Source organism: Phreatobacter sp. (genome assembly GCF_052440005.1).
Lineage (GTDB): Bacteria > Pseudomonadota > Alphaproteobacteria > Rhizobiales > Phreatobacteraceae > Phreatobacter.
Map to the genome: position 1 here is coordinate 1 of NZ_JBQVQL010000093.1, position 17,072 is coordinate 17,072.

At 69.9% G+C, this 17,072-nt stretch carries 18 protein-coding genes and 1 pseudogene; 9 read left to right on the plus strand and 10 right to left on the minus strand.

What is annotated here, in order from left to right; genetic code table 11:
- The 7 genes from ACT6XY_RS18635 to ACT6XY_RS18665 form a co-directional block, all read right to left on the minus strand.
- The coding region (locus ACT6XY_RS18635; protein ID WP_444749819.1) for a hypothetical protein at positions 1-1,340 on the minus strand (1,340 nt) is incomplete at its 3' end.
- A gap of 11 nt (positions 1,341-1,351) precedes the next feature.
- A complete protein-coding gene (locus ACT6XY_RS18640) occupies positions 1,352-2,296 on the minus strand; it encodes a DUF6384 family protein (RefSeq protein WP_444749820.1) in 945 nt (314 codons plus the stop codon).
- 58 nt (positions 2,297-2,354) lie between these two features.
- Entirely contained in the window at positions 2,355-3,551 is a 1,197-nt protein-coding gene (locus ACT6XY_RS18645) for a cell surface protein (protein WP_444749821.1), read from the minus strand.
- 89 nt (positions 3,552-3,640) lie between these two features.
- The gene (locus ACT6XY_RS18650; protein ID WP_444749822.1) at positions 3,641-4,387 is read right to left on the minus strand and encodes an SGNH/GDSL hydrolase family protein; all 747 of its coding nucleotides are present in this window, start codon (positions 4,385-4,387) and stop codon (positions 3,641-3,643) included.
- Positions 4,388-4,461: 74 nt separating this feature from the next.
- On the minus strand, positions 4,462-5,523 hold the full coding sequence (locus ACT6XY_RS18655) for an AbrB family transcriptional regulator (RefSeq protein ID WP_444749823.1): 1,062 nt from the start codon (positions 5,521-5,523) through the stop codon (positions 4,462-4,464).
- Positions 5,524-5,604: 81 nt separating this feature from the next.
- Positions 5,605-7,251, minus strand: a complete 1,647-nt coding sequence (locus tag ACT6XY_RS18660; protein ID WP_444749824.1) for a cisplatin damage response ATP-dependent DNA ligase — start codon at positions 7,249-7,251, stop codon at positions 5,605-5,607.
- On the minus strand, positions 7,248-8,282 hold the full coding sequence (locus ACT6XY_RS18665; protein ID WP_444749825.1) for a ligase-associated DNA damage response exonuclease: 1,035 nt from the start codon (positions 8,280-8,282) through the stop codon (positions 7,248-7,250). Before ACT6XY_RS18665 ends, ACT6XY_RS18660 begins: the two co-directional genes overlap by 4 nt.
- A 97-nt stretch (positions 8,283-8,379) precedes the next feature.
- On the opposite strand from ACT6XY_RS18665, the gene ACT6XY_RS18670 reads away from it, so the two are divergent.
- The 3 genes from ACT6XY_RS18670 to ACT6XY_RS18680 all read left to right on the plus strand — a co-directional run bounded on the left by ACT6XY_RS18670 (position 8,380) and on the right by ACT6XY_RS18680 (position 10,437).
- The gene (locus tag ACT6XY_RS18670; RefSeq protein ID WP_444749826.1) at positions 8,380-8,550 is read left to right on the plus strand and encodes a hypothetical protein; all 171 of its coding nucleotides are present in this window, start codon (positions 8,380-8,382) and stop codon (positions 8,548-8,550) included.
- A 7-nt stretch (positions 8,551-8,557) separates the two neighbouring features.
- Entirely contained in the window at positions 8,558-9,187 is a 630-nt protein-coding gene (locus tag ACT6XY_RS18675; protein WP_444749827.1) for an SCO family protein, read from the plus strand.
- A gap of 65 nt (positions 9,188-9,252) precedes the next feature.
- Positions 9,253-10,437 (plus strand): DNA recombination protein RmuC, encoded by a 1,185-nt coding sequence (locus ACT6XY_RS18680; RefSeq protein WP_444749828.1) that lies wholly within the window; start codon positions 9,253-9,255, stop codon positions 10,435-10,437.
- Positions 10,438-10,446: 9 nt separating this feature from the next.
- Here the strand turns inward: ACT6XY_RS18680 and ubiB are convergent, their stop codons facing one another.
- Both ubiB and ubiE read right to left on the minus strand, forming a co-directional pair.
- On the minus strand, positions 10,447-12,015 hold the full coding sequence (gene ubiB / locus ACT6XY_RS18685) for a 2-polyprenylphenol 6-hydroxylase (protein ID WP_444749829.1): 1,569 nt from the start codon (positions 12,013-12,015) through the stop codon (positions 10,447-10,449).
- A 4-nt stretch (positions 12,016-12,019) separates the two neighbouring features.
- The gene (ubiE, locus tag ACT6XY_RS18690) at positions 12,020-12,775 is read right to left on the minus strand and encodes a bifunctional demethylmenaquinone methyltransferase/2-methoxy-6-polyprenyl-1,4-benzoquinol methylase UbiE (protein ID WP_444749830.1); all 756 of its coding nucleotides are present in this window, start codon (positions 12,773-12,775) and stop codon (positions 12,020-12,022) included.
- A gap of 91 nt (positions 12,776-12,866) precedes the next feature.
- Here ubiE and mutM point away from each other — a divergent pair, with 91 nt between their 5' ends.
- Together mutM and ACT6XY_RS18700 are read left to right on the plus strand one after the other, a co-directional pair.
- A complete protein-coding gene (mutM, locus tag ACT6XY_RS18695; RefSeq protein WP_444749831.1) occupies positions 12,867-13,751 on the plus strand; it encodes a bifunctional DNA-formamidopyrimidine glycosylase/DNA-(apurinic or apyrimidinic site) lyase in 885 nt (294 codons plus the stop codon).
- Positions 13,752-13,763: 12 nt separating this feature from the next.
- The gene (locus ACT6XY_RS18700; protein WP_444749832.1) at positions 13,764-14,381 is read left to right on the plus strand and encodes a glutathione S-transferase family protein; all 618 of its coding nucleotides are present in this window, start codon (positions 13,764-13,766) and stop codon (positions 14,379-14,381) included.
- An 11-nt stretch (positions 14,382-14,392) separates the two neighbouring features.
- On the opposite strand, the gene ACT6XY_RS18705 is transcribed toward ACT6XY_RS18700, so the two are convergent.
- Positions 14,393-15,424, minus strand: a complete 1,032-nt coding sequence (locus ACT6XY_RS18705; protein ID WP_444749833.1) for an SDR family oxidoreductase — start codon at positions 15,422-15,424, stop codon at positions 14,393-14,395.
- An 80-nt stretch (positions 15,425-15,504) separates the two neighbouring features.
- On the opposite strand from ACT6XY_RS18705, the gene ACT6XY_RS18710 reads away from it, so the two are divergent.
- The 4 genes and pseudogenes from ACT6XY_RS18710 to ACT6XY_RS18725 form a co-directional block, all read left to right on the plus strand.
- Positions 15,505-16,119 (plus strand): TetR/AcrR family transcriptional regulator, encoded by a 615-nt coding sequence (locus tag ACT6XY_RS18710; protein WP_444749835.1) that lies wholly within the window; start codon positions 15,505-15,507, stop codon positions 16,117-16,119.
- A 146-nt stretch (positions 16,120-16,265) separates the two neighbouring features.
- The gene (rpmH, locus tag ACT6XY_RS18715; RefSeq protein WP_038305233.1) at positions 16,266-16,400 is read left to right on the plus strand and encodes a 50S ribosomal protein L34; all 135 of its coding nucleotides are present in this window, start codon (positions 16,266-16,268) and stop codon (positions 16,398-16,400) included.
- 48 nt (positions 16,401-16,448) lie between these two features.
- Complete coding sequence (gene rnpA, locus ACT6XY_RS18720) at positions 16,449-16,826, plus strand: ribonuclease P protein component (RefSeq protein ID WP_444749834.1); 378 nt, start codon at positions 16,449-16,451, stop codon at positions 16,824-16,826.
- Between the two features lie 14 nt (positions 16,827-16,840).
- Positions 16,841-17,072, plus strand: a pseudogene (locus ACT6XY_RS18725) (membrane protein insertase YidC); the annotation flags it as partial.

Here is a 17,072-nt window from a genome sequence, read left to right on the forward strand (position 1 = left end):
CCACCGCCCCAGGAGCCGCCGCCGCCCCACGCGCCGCCGCCGCCACCGCCCCAGGAGCCCTGGTCGGAGCGGCTGCTGCGCCGGCCCTGTTCCATGCGCGACCAGTAGTCGGCACCGGTGATGACGCCGGTGACGAGGCCGCGCAGCAGCGCGCCGACCACGTCGTTGGAGAAGACCGAGCCGTCGGCGTCGTAGCGGCGCTGGCGGAAGCCCGACGCCACCTGCGACACCTCGGACCGGCGGCGCGAGAGCTCCGCCAGCTCGCCGCGCAGGCGGCGCATGTCGATATCCGCGCGCTCCTGTGTGTCCCGCAGTGAGCGGATGCGGCCGACGATGGCCTCGTCGTCCGGAGCGGGGGTCTTCAGCGCCTCGGCATAGAGGCGGTCGATGTCCTCGCGCCGCAGGGTTTCGGCGAGCAGGGCGACCGCCTGGGCGTAGCGGCCGTCCTCGCCGCGGGCGAAGGCGGCGGCACGCTGGTCGAGCTCCTTGTGGCGTTCCTCGGCGGCGGCACGGGCCGCGTCGAGCTCGGCGAGCCGCTCGCGGTGCCCGGCGATCTCGGCCTCCGCGCTATCCCCGCCGGTCCCCAGGAAGGCGCCCTTCTCCAGCGCCTTGACCTTCTCCACCGCATCCACCGCCAGCGCGGCACTGCGGTTGGCGTGCTCGCGCAGGCGCTTGGGGATCTCCGTCAGGCGCGCGTAATTCGGCCGGGCGTCGGCATAGCGGACGATTCGGGCCACCCAGCCGTCGAGGAGACGGGCGACATTGCCGGCCTCGTAGGCCTGGGTCGCATAGCCGCGGGTCCACAGATACATGAACAGGGCATCGTCCTCGTAGGGCTTGCGCTTCTCCTCGAGCTCCTGCTCCCCCAGAGCCGCCTTCTTCTCCGATTCCTGCGCCACGCGGACCGCGTCGTCCGCAGCGGAGCGGGCGGCGACATAGTCGGGCCGGGCGGCGAGGCCGATCTGCGCCTCGTTGGCGACCGCGTCGCGGCGCTCCTCGGCTTCGTCCAGGCGCCGGGCGAAATCCTGCCGCTCGGCGGCGACGCGGGTGATCTCGGCCTCGACGGTGGCGATCTCCTCGTCGAGCCGGTTGCGGTCGTTGAGGCGGAGCGCCAGCAGGGCGCGCACCTCGGTCGCCACCTGGGTCAGCCGACCGCCGAGGCCGGTCTCTGACTTCAGGCGGAAGGCGGCGAGGTCGCGGAAGGCCTCGGCCTCGCCGGCGCGGGCCTCCGCCTGGCTGCGGTTGGCCTGGTCGAGCCGGCGGTTGACCTCGTTCTCCGCCTGGCGGATCTCGGCGAGGGCACCTTCGATGCCTCCGAGGGCGGAATGTCCGGGGATCATGCGGGATGCTCCTACCAGCTCGTGATGGCGCCGCCCGGCAGAGCCTCGCGCCAGGTCGGGTCGAGCTGGCCGCGCTGCTTGCGGCCGAGGATGGCGTTCTGGACGATGCCGTCGTCGCGCTTGTCGGCCTCGACGACCCGGTAGAGGCTCTCGGGGACGCGGATGCCCCACTTGGTGACGACCCGCGTCGTGCCATCCTCTTCCGACGTCACGGAGCGCGACAGCGGCCGCCCGTCGCGGCCGATGGCCTCGACGATGAGGTAGTAGTTCATGGCATTGGGGTTGCGCCGCGGGCGACGCCAGACGCCGGTGGACTCGCCGGGCCGCGAGACGATGCGCACGTCGTATTCGGTGCGGATGTCGTCGCGCAGCCGCTCGCGGTCGGCGACCGCGGCGCGCGCCGCCTCGGCCTTGCCGTCGCGAGCGGCGATCCGCCCGTCGGAGGCGAGGGCGGCGACGCGGGTCCGCACGGCGTCGGCGGTGGCCTCGCGTGTGATGTCGCCGGAAAGGCGCTCGATGGCGGCGGGAATGGTCTGCGTCAGCTCGACCTGGCGGGAATAGCCTTGCCAGGCGAGAGTGCCGGCGCCGATGGCGAGCGCCGCGACGGCGGCCAGCGCCCATTTACCCCAGCGGCCGCGGGTGACGTAGAGCCGCGCCAGCTTCACCGACAGGCTCTCGCGCGGCGGCTTGTAGACGAAGCGCTCCTCGCGCATGGCCTTGACGCCCTGGCGCAAGATCTCGTCGGGCACGTCGATACCCTGGTTGCGGTAGATGACCCGCAGCCGCTCGATCAGGTCCTCCTCGCGGTCGCCCTCGGCGAGTTCGCGCTCGGTGATCTTGCGGTCGTGCCGAAGGGTATCGACGACATCCATGGCGAGCATGATGTCGTCGAGCTTGGCGGACTGCGCCACGGCGGGGGGAGCGGCCGGAGGGGCGGCGACGGCGATATCGGTCATCGGATGACCCTCCGGTCAGGATGCAGGAGGCGCGCGGTGGTCACGGGGGGCGGAGCCCTCACATGCCGAGGGCGGCACCCTTCTCGGCCAGGGCGGCGAGGCGCTTCTTGCCGTCCTCCACCGCGTCGCGGATCTCCTTGGAGTTCTGCGTCGAGAGCTTGCGCATCTCGTAGATGATCTCGCCCGACTTCTCCTGGAAGGAGACGACGCTCTCGACCAGCTTCTTCACGGCGTCGGCGCGGATGGTCGGGCCGTAGCCGGCGCGCAGCGCCTCCTCCTGCACCTTGTCGCCGATCTCCGAGAGGGTCTCGAGGGACTTCGACACGCCCTCCTTCATCTCGTTGAGCGTGCGGGTCGACTCGTGCAGGCCCTGCAGGCCGGTGAAGGAGGCCTTCAGCGCCGTCAGCACGGCGTCGTTGGTGGAGAAGAACGAGATCGCCTGCGCATAGACCCGCTCCTTGGCGTTGGTCGTCTGCATCAGGCGGGCCATGATGACCTCGGACGTGTTGTAGCCGATGGTCAGGTTGTCGGAGAGGTCCTTGGCGATCTGGAAGCGCTTCTCCTCGTCCTGCATCTCGCGCAGCTTGGTGTCGCGGATGAGTTCGAGATTGGCGCGCTCCGCCGGCACCGTGCCGGTGTAGGCGGCGACCGCCTCCGAGGACGCCTTCAGCTCGGCCTGCTTGGCCTGCAGCTTGTCGTTCGCCTTCTCCAGCACCTCAAGCGCCTGGACCTCGGCCTGCTTCAGCGCGCCGCGGAAGTCGCGGTAGGCGTCGAGGATGGTGACCTCGCGCTGGATCTGGTCCTTGGTGGCGCGGGCCACGTCGAGATAGGTGGTGCGGATGGCGTCGAAGCGGGTGGCGATGTCGCCGCGGCGCACCTTGGTCCAGACGTTCTCCAGCCGCTCGAAGGTGGAGAGCTTGCCGTCGGAGAGCTGCTCGACCATGCGTTTGGCGTCGTCGCGGATGGAGTTGAAGCCCTGGGTGATCAGCTCGTAGCGCTCACCCACCTCCATGCCGGCGACCTGGTTGCGCACCACCTCGTTGAAAACGCCGACCTGGTTCAGGGTGCGGGCGATCATCGTCACGCGGTCCTGGTCGAGGTCGGAAATCTTCTGCAGCAGCGGAATGATCGGCTGCTCCTCGATCTTGGCCGGCATGAGCCCGAGGTCCCTGAGCACGCCGGTGGCGCGGTCGAGATACTGCATCGGGGAGGGCACGACGGTGGTGGTGGTCGTCGGCGTGGTGGTGGTGTTCATCGCTACGCTCTTGTGGCCAGAACCGGCCCGCCGCCGGCGCCGTCAATGTGGTGGCCACCTGCCGCAAAGGCAAGACGGTCGGCAGGCCGTCAGCGACGGGCGGTGCGCAGGATCGTGCCTGCCACCTGCTGGGCCATGCAGTCGTGGCCGGCGGAGGTCAGGTGCAGGCCATCGAAGGAAATGAGGCCGTTGAAGGCGGTGCGGTTGGAATTGGCGAGCTGGAACATGGCCTGGTAGCGACGGACCACGGGAACGCCGGCCCGGGCGCCCTCGCTGGCGATGATGCCGGCAAACTCGGCGGTGCGCGTCCCGCCTTCGGCCCAGCGCGAATATTGCGGGTCGACCAGCATGGCGTCGGCGCCGGCGGCGCGGATGGCGCCAAGGCCCGCGGCGACCGTCGCGCGGAAGGATTCGGCGGAGACGCCGAAATTGGCGTCGTTGGTGCCGAGCTGCCAGACCACCAGGGTCGGCTTGTGCTGGGCGAGCTCGCGGGCGAGGCGCCCGGCGGCGCCCGAGGCGGTTTCGCCGGAGACGCCGGAGACCACGACCTCGATGACCTTGTCCGGCCAGCGCTCCTTGATCATCGGGCCGAGGCGATGGGCGAAGCCCGAGCCGCCGGCGCCGACGCCCGCGGTGGTCGAGGAACCGATGGCGAGGATGCGGACCGCTTCACGGGTCTTCAGCCGCGCCGAGGTGCGCGGGAGAGCCCCGCCGGCCGTCGCTTCGGCGACCGAGGGCACCGTGCAGCGGGCGTGGGCCTGCGAGGGAAAGGGGGACAGCGCGAGCATCGCTCCGAGGACGACGGCTGCGGCAAACGGAAGGCGAGGCAGGACCATGCGCGGACCTCAAGGATCGCTGATCGCCTATCGATAGCGGAAGAAAATGGCTTTTTGCAACGTCCTTGCGTCCGTCAACCGCCGCGATCGGGACCGAGAACGAGGCGTGCCGCCAGCGGCAGCAGCAGCGCGATACCGACGAAGCGGACAATGTGGTGGGCGCCGACGAAGGCGGGATCCATGTCGAGGACGAAGGCGAGGATGGCCATGGCCTCGATGCCCCCAGGGGCATAGGCGAGAATGACCTTGCCGAGCGGCAGGCCGGCGATGAAGGCCACCGCCGCGGCGACCACGAGCGTCACCGCGATGCCGGCGATGAAGGCGCCGACGGAGGCGCGCAGGAGACGCCGCAGCTCGGAGAGCGAGGTTCCGGCGAACCGGGCGGCGATGAGGACGCCGATGACGATGAAGCCGACGATCATCACCGCTTCCGGCACGAGGGCGGTCACCATGCCGGTGGCGTGGAGCACCGCACTCGCGAGCATGGCGCCGACGGTGGCGCCGCCCGGCACCTTCAGCCGCTCCATGGCGAGGCCGAAGCCAGAGGAGACGACGAGCAGCAGGAGAAGTTCCGGCCAGGGGCCGAGCCCGGCCACGGCCGCAGGCGGAGCTTGCGTGCCGCCGATGCGGGCGAGCGACAAAAGCCCCGGCAGGGCGGCGACCAGCAGGACGAGGCGGAAGCTCTGGATGACGGCGACGCTGCGGGCATCGGCGCGCGAGGACAGCGTCATGGCCATGACGTAGCTGAGCGCGCCGGGGATGGAGGCGAAGAAGGCCGTCTGGCGGTCGAGCCGCTCGACGCGGACGAGATAGACGGTGATGGCGGCGACGATGGCGGGCACCAGCACCGCGAGGCCGGCCATGGAGATTGGCCAGGACATCATCAGGCGCAGCGTCTGCGGCGTCACCGCCGAACCCATGACCGTGCCCAGCAGCAGGAACGTGGCGGTCGCCACCGGCTCGGGCACCATCACCCTGACGCCGCCGAGGGCGAGGAGGGTGGCCACCACCAGGGAGCCCGACATCCAGGCGGCCGGCATGCCGAGGAGGTGGAAGACATAGCCGCCGGCTCCGCCGACGAGGCAGGGCAGAACGAAACGCTTCAGGAGGTCGGGCAGGAAGGCGGCAGCGGGCATGGCGCCCCGCTTCGCATGAAGCGCCGGCTCTGGCAAAGCCGCCCGGGCATGCCTGCCGAGACGGGATCGCCGGGCAGCGCCTCACCCTTTCAGCCGCGCCTCCAGCGCCTCGATCCGGTCCGCCTCGGCCGGCGGCTTGTCCCAGCGGATGCGGGCGATGCGGGGAAAGCGCATGGCGATTCCGGACTTGTGGCGGGTCGAGCGCTGCAGACCCTCGAAGGCGATCTCCAGCACCAGCCCCTCGCGCGCCGTATGCGTCACCTCGCGGACCGGGCCGAAGCGGTTGGTCGTGTGGTTGCGCACGAAGCGGTCGAGCTGGCCGAGCTCCTCGTCGGTGAAGCCGAAATAGGCCTTGCCGACGGGCACCAGTTCGTCGCCGGCGGGGCTGTCGCGCCAGACGCCGAAGGTGAAGTCGGAATAGAAGCTCGACCGCTTGCCGTGGCCGCGCTGGGCGTACATCAGCACGCAGTCCACCACCATCGGGTCGCGCTTCCACTTCCACCACGGCCCCTTCGGCCGGCCGGGCAGGTAGGGCGACTGGCGATGCTTGATCATCAGCCCCTCGATGGCGTCCGCATCCTCGCCGGCGTCCGCGGACGCGGGGTCGAGGCGGATGGCGGCGAGGCCATCCCAGGTCTCGAAAGGCACGAGGGGGGAGATGTCGATGCGCGGGTTCGCCATGGCCGCGACCATCTCCTCGAGGATCGCCCGCCGAGCGGCGAATGGCCGCTCGCGCAAATCTTCCCCTCCGGCGAAGAGCAGGTCGTAGGCGCGGATATGGGCCGGGAACTCGGCGAGCAGCGGCACCGTCACCTGCTTGCGGTTCAGACGCTGCTGCAGGACGTTGAAGCTCTGCACACGGCTCTCGCGCAGCACCAGCAACTCGCCGTCGATCGCGCCATCGAAGGCGAGGGTCGCGACGAGGTCGGGGAAGGCGGCGGAAATGTCCTCACCCGTGCGCGAATAGAGCCGCGCCACGCGCCGTCCGTCGGGCAGCGTGCCGGCCGCCGCCTGGACGCGGATGCCGTCCCATTTCCACTCGGCGGCGAAATCGGCGGGGTCGAGCTTGCCGAAATCGGCCTCCTCGATGCCGTGGGCGAGCATGGGCGGGCGAAAGGGCGCGGGGTCGACGCTCTCCGGGCGCTCGCCGCGCCCCTCGACCCAGGCGAAGAGGGATTCATAGGGCGGCGTCAGGCCCGGCCAGACCAGCTCGATCTCGTCGGGGTCGCGGGGGCCGAGGGCGGCGACGGCGGTCTTGGCGAGGCGCGCCGAGACGCCGATGCGCAGGGAGCCGGTGATCAGCTTGAGCAGGGCCCAGCGGCCGGTTTCGTCGAGATGGTCGAGCCAGCCAGCGAGGACCTTCGGCAGCGCGGTCTTCGACGTGGTGCCGAGGGTCGCGACGACCTCGGACAGGGCCGGCGGCGGCGGGCGGTTGTGGCCGATGGTCGCCTCGGCCGGCGTCGGCCACATCAGCGCCACCGTCTCCGAGAGGTCGCCGACATAGTCGTAGGAGAGCGCGAAGAGCACGGGGTCGGTGCGCTCGGCGATGAGGCCGCGGATGAGCCCCGCCTTGGCGTTACGGAATGTGAGCGCTCCGGTCATGGCGGCGAGCGCCCAGCCGCGCTCGGGATCGGCGGTGGTGCGGAAATAGTCGGTGATGAGCGCCAGCTTGGCGTTGCGCCGCGGCTCGTAGGCCAGGCGATCGAGGAGAGCGGCGAAGCGGTTCATGCGACGGCCTCGGCGGCAGCCGTCTCGCCCTCGCCCTCGTCGCCATAGCCGACCAGCCGCAGCGGCCGCGCCTTCAGCCCCTGCGTGCCGCACCAGTGGACGAGGGCGTCCTCCTGGCCGTGGGTGACCCAGATCTCGCCGGCGCCGGTGTCGCGGATGGTCTGCTGCAACTCGTCCCAGTCGGAATGGTCGGAAACGATGAGCGGCAGTTCGATGCCGCCCTGCTTGGCGCGGGCGCGGATGCGCATCCAGCCCGAGGCGAAGGCGGTGACCGGATCGGGGAAGCGCCGCGCCCAGAGGTCCTTCATGGCCCCCGGCGGGCAGATGATGACGGCGCCGCCGAGCGTCTTCTTGTCAGCCTCCTTCGCCAGACGCACGTCGCCGAGGTCGAAGCCCTCGGCTTGATAGAACCGCGTCAGCTTCTCCACCGCGCCATGCAGGTAGATCGGCGCGTCCCAGCCGGCGGCGCGGATCAGCGCCATGACGCGCTGGGCCTTGCCGAGGGAATAGGCGCCGACGAGATGGGCCCGGTCGGGAAAGAGGCGGACGGAAGCGAGGAGCTTGGCCACCTCGCCGGCCGTGTCGGGGTGGCGGAAGACCGGGAGGCCGAAGGTCGCCTCGGTGATGAAGACGTCGCAGGGCACCACCGCGAAGCGCTCGGCGGTGGGGTCGGAGGCGCGCTTGTAGTCGCCCGAGGCGACGATGGTGAGGCCGCGATGGCTCACCGCGATCTGCGCCGAGCCGAGGATGTGGCCGGCGGGATGGAAGGTGAAGGTGACGCCGTTGATGGCGACCGGCTCGCCCCAGGCAGCGACCTGCGTGGCGCCGGCGAAATCCTCGCCATAGCGGATCGCCATGATCTTCAGCGTCGCTGCCGTCGCCAGCACATGGTCGTGGCCGGCGCGGGCATGGTCGGAATGGCCGTGGGTGATCAGCGCCCGCGGCACAGGCCTGACGGGATCGATGTAGACGTCCGCCGGCGGGCAGTAGAGGCCCCGCGGGGTGGGCTGGAGAAGGTCGTCTGGACGCATCGGAACCCTGTCGGCATCGGCCGTCTTCACGAAAAGGGGATGGGGCCGTCCGCTCACCGCTTTTGCCTCTGGCCCCATCTTGGACTACATAAACGCCATGTCGACCGAGACGGTTCAGCAGCCTTCGTCCGAAACGCCGCGCCTGGCGCGCTGGGCGGCGGGGCTCGGCGTCGCCGCGCTGATGGCGGCCTCCGGCGTGCTGTGGTGGACGCAGGGCTCGAAGGTCTTCCTCGACACGCTCGCCGCAGGCCTCGCCTGGTGCTTCTGAGACTGACATGACCCAGACCAACAAGCCTGCATCCCCGCGCAAGGGCCAGCGCTCCGTGGCGCTCATCCTGTCGCTCGCCCTGCTGGTCGGCGGGCTCGGCGTTCTTGCGGCCGTCGTTCACTTCACAATGCCGCGCGGCGGCCAGCTCGCCTCCAGCGCCTCGGCGATCGGCGGCGCCTTCAGCCTCGTAGACCAGACCGGCAAGCCCTTCACCGAGAAGGACCTGCAGGGCAAGCCCAGCCTCGTCTTCTTCGGCTTCACCCACTGCCCGGACATCTGCCCCACCAAGCTCTTCGAGATCACCCAGCTCCTCGACGCGATGGGGACGGATGCGGCGAAGGTGAACGTCGTCTTCGTCACGGTCGATCCCGCCCGCGACACGACGGAACTGCTGTCGACCTATCTGGGAAGCTTCCACGCCTCCATCCGCGGCCTCACGGGGACCGAGGAGCAGGTGACGCAGGCGATGCGCGCCTACCGCGCCTATGGCCGCAAGGTGCCGCTGGACGGCGGCGGCTACACCATGGACCACACCACCTTCGTCTACCTGATGGACCGCCAGGGCCAGTTCGTCTCGACCTTCGACGTCGCCCGCGAGCCCGCGAAGGCTGTCGCGGACCTGCGCCGCTTCCTTTGACGTCGGCCCCTGTTACCGTTCCCCCTTCGTTCGGCGCAGACGCGCGAATCGCCTAAACTCGCCGCATGTCCGATATCGTCCTCGTCATCGGCGGCCGTGCGGTCACGGCCGGCGAACTCACCCTCTCCCTCATCGGGGTCGCCGTCCTGATGCTCGTCGTGCTGTTCGTCGCGCTGCGCCGGCAGTCGGGCGCCCGCGCCCTCGAGGCCGAGCGCGCCGTGCTGCACGCCCAGGAGATCGAGGAGCGGATTGGCGAGATGGCGCGCATCCAGTCCGAACTGACCGGCCGCCTCCAGGCCATGGCGGAAGGGCTCGGCTCGCGCCAGAACGACCTCGCCCGCCAGCTCGGTGATCGGCTCGACGGCATGTCGACCCGCATCGGCCAGTCGCTGGAGGGGCAGACGAAGACCACGATGGAGAATCTCGGCAAGCTGAACGAGCGCCTCGCCGTCATCGACAGTGCCCAGAAGAACCTCACCGACCTGGCGGGTCAGGTGGTGACGCTGAAGGACGTGCTGGCCAACAAGCAGGCGCGCGGCGCCTTCGGCCAGGGGCGGATGGAGGCGATCCTGTCGGACGGCCTGCCGCGGACCGGCTTCACCTTCCAGCCGACCCTCACCAACGGCAAGCGGCCGGACGCCGTCATCCGTCTCGCCGGCGACAGCCGCGGCCTCGTGGTCGACGCCAAGTTCCCGCTGGAGGCGGTCACGGTGTGGCGCGAGGCGCATGCCGAGGAGGTCAAGCGCCTCGCGGCGCAGAGGCTCCGGCAGGACATCGCCGTCCACATCAAGGATATCGCCGACAAATACCTGATCCCTGGCGAGACTCAGGACATGGCCCTGCTCTTCGTGCCGTCGGAAGGCATCTATGCCGACCTCAACGAGCATTTCGACGACATCGTGCAGAAGGCGTTCCGGGCGCGCGTCATCATCGTCTCACCCTCGCTGCTGATGCTCGCGGTTCAGGTGGTGCAGGGGCTCCTGAAGGACGAGCGGATGCGCGAGGAGGCTCGCGTCATCCAGAAGGAGGTTTCCCACCTCCTCGACGACGTTTCGCGGCTGACCGACCGGGTGCTCGCCCTGCAGAAGCATTTCGGCCAGGCGAACGAGGATCTGGGCCAGATCCTCACCTCGGCGGAGAAGATCGCCAAGCGCGGCGGGCGGATCGAGGCGCTGGAGTTCGACGAGGCGACCGCGCCACCGCCGCTCGCCAAGCTGCCCCTGAAGGGCGCGTCGCTGGCGGCGGAGTGAGACGGCCGCCTAGCCCCAGATGAGGTTTGCCGCCAGCAGCGCGGCGATGATCCAGAGCGCGACGGTGGAGGAGCGGTTGCGACGTGCCTCGGCCTCGCCGATGCCCTTCAGCGATTCCGGCGCCAGCACGAACCCGTCCTTCGTCAGGTCGTCGATGCGCTCCGACAGCATGGCGGCGCGGCCGAGCAGGGCCGGGGCCTCGCCGACGATGCGCCCGACGAGTTTTGCTCCGGCGCCCACCTCCTCGATGCGGCCGACGGGGCCGAGATTGCGGGTGATCCACTCCCGCACCACCGGCTCGGAGCTCGTCCAGATGTCGAGGCGCGGGTCGAGCGAGCGGGCGACGCCCTCCACCACGACCATGGTCTTCTGCAGGAGGATCAGCTCGGTGCGCGTCTTCATGTCGAAGATGGCGGTGACCTCGAAGAGCAGCGAGAGGAGCTTCGCCATCGAGATCTGGTCGGCGGTGCGCGAATGGATCGGCTCGCCGATGGCGCGGATGGCCTGGGCGAACTCGTCGACGGAATGGTGCGCCGGAACGTAGCCGGCCTCGAAATGGACCTCGGCGACGCGGCGGTAATGCTTGGTGATGAAGCCGAGCAGGATTTCAGCGAGGAAGCGGCGCTCCTTCGGGCCGATGCGGCCCATGATGCCGAAGTCGACGGCGACCAGATTGCCGGCCCGGTCGGCGAAGAGGTTCCCCTGGTGCATGTCGGCGTGGAAGAAGCCGTCGCGCAGGGCATGGCGCAGGAAGCTCTGGATGACGATCTGGCCGAGCGCGCGCGGGTCGATGCCGGCGGCATCCAGCCCGGCACGGTCGCCGAGCTTCAGGCCGTCGATCCATTCGGTGGTGAGAACGTTGCGCCCGGTGCGGTTCCAGTCGACCGAGGGGACGCGGAAGCCGGGATCGTCGCGGGTCCGTTCCGCCATTTCGGAGGCGGCGGCGGCCTCGAGCCTGAGGTCGAGCTCGATCGCCATGGAGCGGGCGAGCGTGTCGACGATGCCGATCGGCTTCAGCCGGCGGGAATCCGGCACCAGCTTTTCAGCCAGCCGCGCGGCGAAATAGTAGTCGGAGAGATCGGCGCGGAAACGGTCGGCGACATGGGGCCGGAGGATCTTCACGGCGACATCGCGCAGCACCTCGCCGTCGCGGACGGTGGCCTTGTGCACCTGGGCGATGGACGCGGCGGCAATCGGCGGGCCAAAGCTCGCATAGGCCTCGGCGATCGGCATGCCGAGCGTCTCCACGACGATCTGCTCGGCGAGCTTCTGGTCGAAGGGCGGGACCTTGTCCTGCAGGCTTTCGAGATCGCGCGCGATGGTGGCGCCGACAACGTCCGGCCGCGTGGAGAGAAACTGGCCGAGCTTCACATAGGTGGGCCCGAGGCGGGTGAGGGCGGCGGTCAGCCTGTCGGAGCGCGTGCCGGTGCCGCGGCGCTCGATGAAGCGGGCGAGGCGCAGGCCGAGGCGCGCCGGCGGCGGCAGGGCCTGGGGGTCGACGAGACCCAGGACGCCCTCGCGGGCGAAGACGAAGCCCGCCCGCCCGAGGCGGAGGATGTGGATGGCGCCGGCGATCACGGGGTCAGATCTTCCAGCCGCCGGAGAGGCAGGCGATGCCGCCGGTCATGGGCGTGACCTCGACGCGGGAGAAGCCGGCCTTGGCGATCATGCCGGCGAAGACCTCGTCGCGGGGGAACTTGCGGATGGATTCGACCAGGTACTGGTAGGGCTCGGCGTCGCCGGTGACCATGCGGCCCAGAGGCGGGATCACCGAGAAGGAATAGGCGTCGTAGATGCGGTCGAGGCCGGGGACGACGTCGGGCGAAAATTCGAGCACGAGCAGCCGGCCACCGGGGCGCAGCACCCGGTAAGCCTCCTCCAGCGCCACCTGAATGCGCGGCACATTGCGGATGCCGAAGGCGATCGTGTAGCCGTCGAAATGCGAAGAGGGGAAGGGCAGGGCCTCGGCATTGCCCTGGACGAACTCGACGCGGCCCGACAGGCCGCGCTGGTCGGCGCGCGAACGGCCGACCTTCAGCATCTCGCCGTTGATGTCGCAGACGGTCGCCTCGGCGGAAGCGCCGGCGCCCACCACCTTGAAGGCCACGTCGCCCGTGCCGCCGGCGACGTCGAGGTGGCGGAAGGGTCGCGCCTTGGGCACGCCGAGCCGCGTCACCATGACGTCCTTCCAGACCCGGTGCAGGCCCGCCGACATGAGGTCGTTCATCAGGTCATAGCGACCCGCCACCTTGTGGAAGACGTCGTCCACCAGGTTCTGCTTGGCGTCGAGGTCGACGCGGCGGAAGCCGAAATCGGTCTGGGCGGTGGCTGCTGACATGGCGGGTCCCGGGAATTTGGCCGGACCATAGCGGAACGATCCGGTGGGCGCTATGTGGGGTGCGATCCCCCTGACCCAAGGCCCTGGTGCCATGCCCGAACTGCCCGAGGTCGAGACCGTTCGTCGCGGGTTGCAGCCCGTGATGGAGGGCTGGACCATCCTCTCCGCCGAGATCCGGCGGGCCGACCTGCGCTTTCCCTTTCCCGAGGGTTTCGCCGCCCGCCTCGCCGGCCGCACCGTGACGAGCCTCGGGCGGCGGGCCAAATATCTCCTCGTCGACCTCGACGACGGCGCCGTCGTCATCATGCATCTCGGCATGTCCGGCTCTTTCCGGATCGCCCGCGAGGCCCCGGCCGGTGACATGGTCGGCGCGTTCCACCACGAGCGTTCGCGCGATGCGGCCCACGACCACGTGGTCCTCACGCTCTCCTCGGGCGCGACTGTGACGTACAACGATCCCCGCCGCTTCGGCTTCATGCTGATGACGCCGCGCGGAGAACTGGCCGAGCATCCCTTCTTCGCCCGGCTCGGCGTCGAGCCGACCGGCAACGACCTCTCCGCCGCCCATCTGGCGCAGGCCTTCCGGGGCAAGGCGGCGCCGCTGAAGGCTGCGCTCCTCGACCAGTCCATCGTCGCCGGCCTCGGCAACATCTATGTGTGCGAGGCGTTGCACCGGGCAGGGCTTTCGCCGCAGCGGGCGGCGGGAACCCTCGTCACCAAGGGCGGTGAGCCGACCGTCAGGCTCGAACGGCTGGTGCCGGTGATCCGCGAGGTCATCGCCGAGGCCATCGCGGCGGGCGGCTCGTCGCTACGCGATCACGCCCAGCCGTCCGGCGAGCTCGGCTATTTCCAGCACAGCTTCCATGTCTACGATCGCGAAGGCGAGGCTTGCCGGCGGTGCGGCGAACAGCACAAAGTGCGGCGCATCGTGCAATCCGGCCGCTCCACCTTCTACTGCGCGGCCTGCCAGCGTTGAGGAACGAGACGAATGCTGAAGGTCTGGGGACGGAACAACTCCTCCAACGTGCAGAAGGTGATGTGGTGCATCGGCGAGCTGGGGCTTCCGCACGAGCGGATCGACGCCGGCCGCCAGTTCGGCATCGTCAACGAGCCCGCCTACAAGGCGAAGAACCCCAACGCCAAGGTTCCCACGGTGGAGGACGACGGCGTGGTGCTGTGGGAGTCCAATGCCATCTGCCGCCACCTCGCCCGCAAGCACGGACGGCTGATGCCGCGCGGCGAGGCCGACCAGGCGCGCGTCGACATGTGGATGGACTGGCAGCAGACCGAACTCGGCCAGGGCGTCGGGCCGGTGTTCATCGGCATGGTGCGCACGCCGGCCGAGCAGCGTGACATGGCGGCCATCGACAAGGCGAAGCAGGCTGCCATCGCCTCCATGGCGATTCTCGACGCCGAGCTGGAGAAGCACCTCTATGTGGTCGGCAACACCTTTACGGTGGCGGACATTCCCATCGGGATCATGGTGTTCCGCTACAAGGAACTGATCCCCGAGAGCCCCGCCTATGCCCATGTCGACCGCTGGTACCGGTCGATGCAGGATCGCCCGGCCTTCGCCTCGCACGTCTCCAGCATCCCGCTGACCTGAGCGGGGGGAGGTCAGCGCCCGACATGGCCCCATCGGGTCATGTCGGCGACCGTGTCGACGATCGACTGGCGGATGTCGCGGAACGACAGGCCGAGGTCCCTGCGGATCTTGGTCGTGTCGTAGCGCGGCGCACGGCCGACATGGCTGCGCAGGTAGGATCCGACCCCTCCCGGCTGCGTGTAGGACATCAGCCTGACGAGCAGGCTGCCGACCGCATTGTCCATGCCGAGCGAGGGAAGCCGCTGCCCCGGGACATCGAGCCCGCGCAGGATGCCAACGACCTCGCGCATGGTGACGGTGTCGCCGGCGCAGAGATAGCGGCCGGATGCCCCGGGCGTCTCCGCGGCGCGGACATGGGCGAGGGCCACGTCGCGGACGTCCACCATGCCCCAGGTCAGGTCGATGATCCCGGGATACTTGCCGGACAGCAGGTCGGCGATGATGGCGTTCGAGGTGTTGAGCTGCGGCGTGAGGCTGGGCCCGATGACGACGAAGGGATTGATGGTCACCAGGTCGAAGGCGGGCTTCTCGCCTTCCACGAAAGACCATGCGGCGCGCTCGGCTTCGGCCTTCGAGAAATAGTAGGGATTGCGGGTGAGGGACGACGTGGTGTTCCAGTTCGCCTCGGTCAGCAGCACGGACTTGTCCGGCTCGTCCGTCACGGCCGCCATGGACGAGGTGACGACCACCCGGCGCACCGAAGGAGCTCGCGCGCAGGCGCGGAGCACATTCAGCGTCCCCTGGACCGCCGGGTCCACGAGGTCGCGCTGGGCGTCGGCGACCGTCATGACATAGGGGCTCGCCATGTGGAGCACTGTGTCGCAGCCGGCGACGGCGGCGTCGAACGAGGAAGGGGCCAGCAGGTCGGCCTCGACCAGCGTCAGCCGCTCTGCGGCCCCGGGGAGACCGGTCAGGAAGGCGTGGGCGTCCGGCCGCGCCAGGGAGCGGACCGTGCCGCACACATGATGGCCAGCCTCCAGCAGAAGGGCGATGGTATGGGATGCAATGAAGCCGGTCGCACCGGTGACGGCGATGGTCCGCATGGGAGTCCTCACAAAAATACCCTTCAGTATTTGAATACTGTTCGGTATCTCAGAAGGCAAGGAGACCGTGATTGACCCGCGTGCCGCGCGCCGAGCAGAAGATCCGCACCCGGTCGCGCCTGGTCGAGGCGGCGGGCCGCCTGTTCCTTTCCCATGGGATCGACGGCGTTTCGCTGGATGCGGTGGCCGAGGCCGCCGGGTTCTCAAAAGGGGCCGTCTACGCCAATTTCACCGGTAAGGAAGACCTGTTGCTCGCCATCTGGCGTGAGCATTTCGCCGCCAAGCGGCTGCGCCTTGCCGATGCGGTCACCGGCGCCGACGAAGCCACGGCGGTGCTGCGCGCGATCCACGGGGCGATGGCGACGTTCTTTGCCGCGGGCCCCTGGGCGCTGCTCCAGGCCGAGGTCCGCCGGCGATCCGCCGACTGGCCTCGCCTGGCGGACGAACTCGCCGCGCTCGAGGCCGAGGAGCTGACGGAGATGAATGCGCTGGTCGCCGGGTTCCTGCAGCGCTTCGCCGCCCCGCCCGGTCCCGATCCCGCAGAGATGACCCAAACCCTCGCGGCGCTGTTCGACGGGCTGGTGCTTCGCGCCGCGGTCGCGCCGGTCGACCCGGAGCGGCTCGCCGACCGGTTCATGAGCGTGGTGGTTGCCCTGTCCGGGCTGGACCGGCCGGCAGCGGGCGCGCCGCGTTGACTTTTGCCGGCCCACCTGCCTATAACCCGCCCCGACTTGGGAGCGGCTTGCGCCCGAGCGCTCGGCCCGTTCATCGGATCAGCGCCTTTGCGAGCCGGTCCAATCCCCATTCGATCGTTTGAACCCGACCCGCGCGGAGACGTCCCGTGAAACGCACCTACCAGCCCTCGAAGCTCGTCCGCAAGCGCCGCCACGGCTTCCGTGCCCGCATGGCCACCAAGGGCGGCCAGCGCGTCCTCGCCGCCCGCCGCGCCCGCGGCCGCAAGCGCCTGTCCGCCTGATCTGCCACGGCCGGGATTTCGGCTGAGCCGAACGACGGGAGGGCGCGAATGACGAGTTCGACACCGCCCACCCGTCTCGTTCGCCGGGCCGACTTCATCGCCTGCTCCAAGGGCCGCCGTGTCACAACGGCGGCTTTCGTGTTGCAGGAGCGGGTGCGCGGCGACGAGGCTCCGCCGCGCTTTGGCTTCACGGTCACCAACAAGACCGGCGGCGCCGTGGAGCGAAACCGCATGCGCCGCCGCCTGCGCGAGGTGGTGCGGCTCGGTTCCCATGACGGGGCGAGGCCCGGGTCGGACTACGTGCTGGTGCTGAACCGCGCCGCGCTGGACCGGCCGTTCGACGTGCTGAAGACCGATCTCGCCGAGGCGCTCCGGCGCTCCGCCGCCCCCCGCCCCGCCCGCTCCACGGGCCGCCCCACTCCCTGATCACCGACGGACCGATGGCCGACAACCGCAACTACATTCTCGCGATCGTTCTCTCGATCCTCGTGCTGGTCGGGTGGCAGTACTTCGTCGGCATGCCGCAGGTCGAGCGCCAGCGGGAGGCGCAGCGCCAGCAGCAGCTCCAGCAGCAGGCCGCTGGACAGGCTCCGTCCACGACGCCCGCTCCGGGCGCGACGCCCGCTCCCGGCGCGCCGCCTGTTCCGGGCCAGCCCGGGGCAACCCCCGGCT

Excerpts from the sequence above, each read along its gene's own strand:
- ACT6XY_RS18640 (WP_444749820.1), bottom strand. The coding sequence starts at position 2,296 with ATGACCGATATCGCCGTCGCCGCCCCTCCGGCCGCTCCCCCCGCCGTG.
- ACT6XY_RS18645 (WP_444749821.1), bottom strand. The coding sequence starts at position 3,551 with ATGAACACCACCACCACGCCGACGACCACCACCACCGTCGTGCCCTCC.
- ACT6XY_RS18650 (WP_444749822.1), bottom strand. The coding sequence starts at position 4,387 with ATGGTCCTGCCTCGCCTTCCGTTTGCCGCAGCCGTCGTCCTCGGAGCG.
- ACT6XY_RS18655 (WP_444749823.1), bottom strand. The coding sequence starts at position 5,523 with ATGCCCGCTGCCGCCTTCCTGCCCGACCTCCTGAAGCGTTTCGTTCTG.
- ACT6XY_RS18660 (WP_444749824.1), bottom strand. The coding sequence starts at position 7,251 with ATGAACCGCTTCGCCGCTCTCCTCGATCGCCTGGCCTACGAGCCGCGG.
- ACT6XY_RS18665 (WP_444749825.1), bottom strand. The coding sequence starts at position 8,282 with ATGCGTCCAGACGACCTTCTCCAGCCCACCCCGCGGGGCCTCTACTGC.
- ACT6XY_RS18670 (WP_444749826.1), top strand. The coding sequence starts at position 8,380 with ATGTCGACCGAGACGGTTCAGCAGCCTTCGTCCGAAACGCCGCGCCTG.
- ACT6XY_RS18675 (WP_444749827.1), top strand. The coding sequence starts at position 8,558 with ATGACCCAGACCAACAAGCCTGCATCCCCGCGCAAGGGCCAGCGCTCC.
- ACT6XY_RS18680 (WP_444749828.1), top strand. The coding sequence starts at position 9,253 with ATGTCCGATATCGTCCTCGTCATCGGCGGCCGTGCGGTCACGGCCGGC.
- ubiE (WP_444749830.1), bottom strand. The coding sequence starts at position 12,775 with ATGTCAGCAGCCACCGCCCAGACCGATTTCGGCTTCCGCCGCGTCGAC.
- mutM (WP_444749831.1), top strand. The coding sequence starts at position 12,867 with ATGCCCGAACTGCCCGAGGTCGAGACCGTTCGTCGCGGGTTGCAGCCC.
- ACT6XY_RS18700 (WP_444749832.1), top strand. The coding sequence starts at position 13,764 with ATGCTGAAGGTCTGGGGACGGAACAACTCCTCCAACGTGCAGAAGGTG.
- ACT6XY_RS18705 (WP_444749833.1), bottom strand. The coding sequence starts at position 15,424 with ATGCGGACCATCGCCGTCACCGGTGCGACCGGCTTCATTGCATCCCAT.
- rnpA (WP_444749834.1), top strand. The coding sequence starts at position 16,449 with ATGACGAGTTCGACACCGCCCACCCGTCTCGTTCGCCGGGCCGACTTC.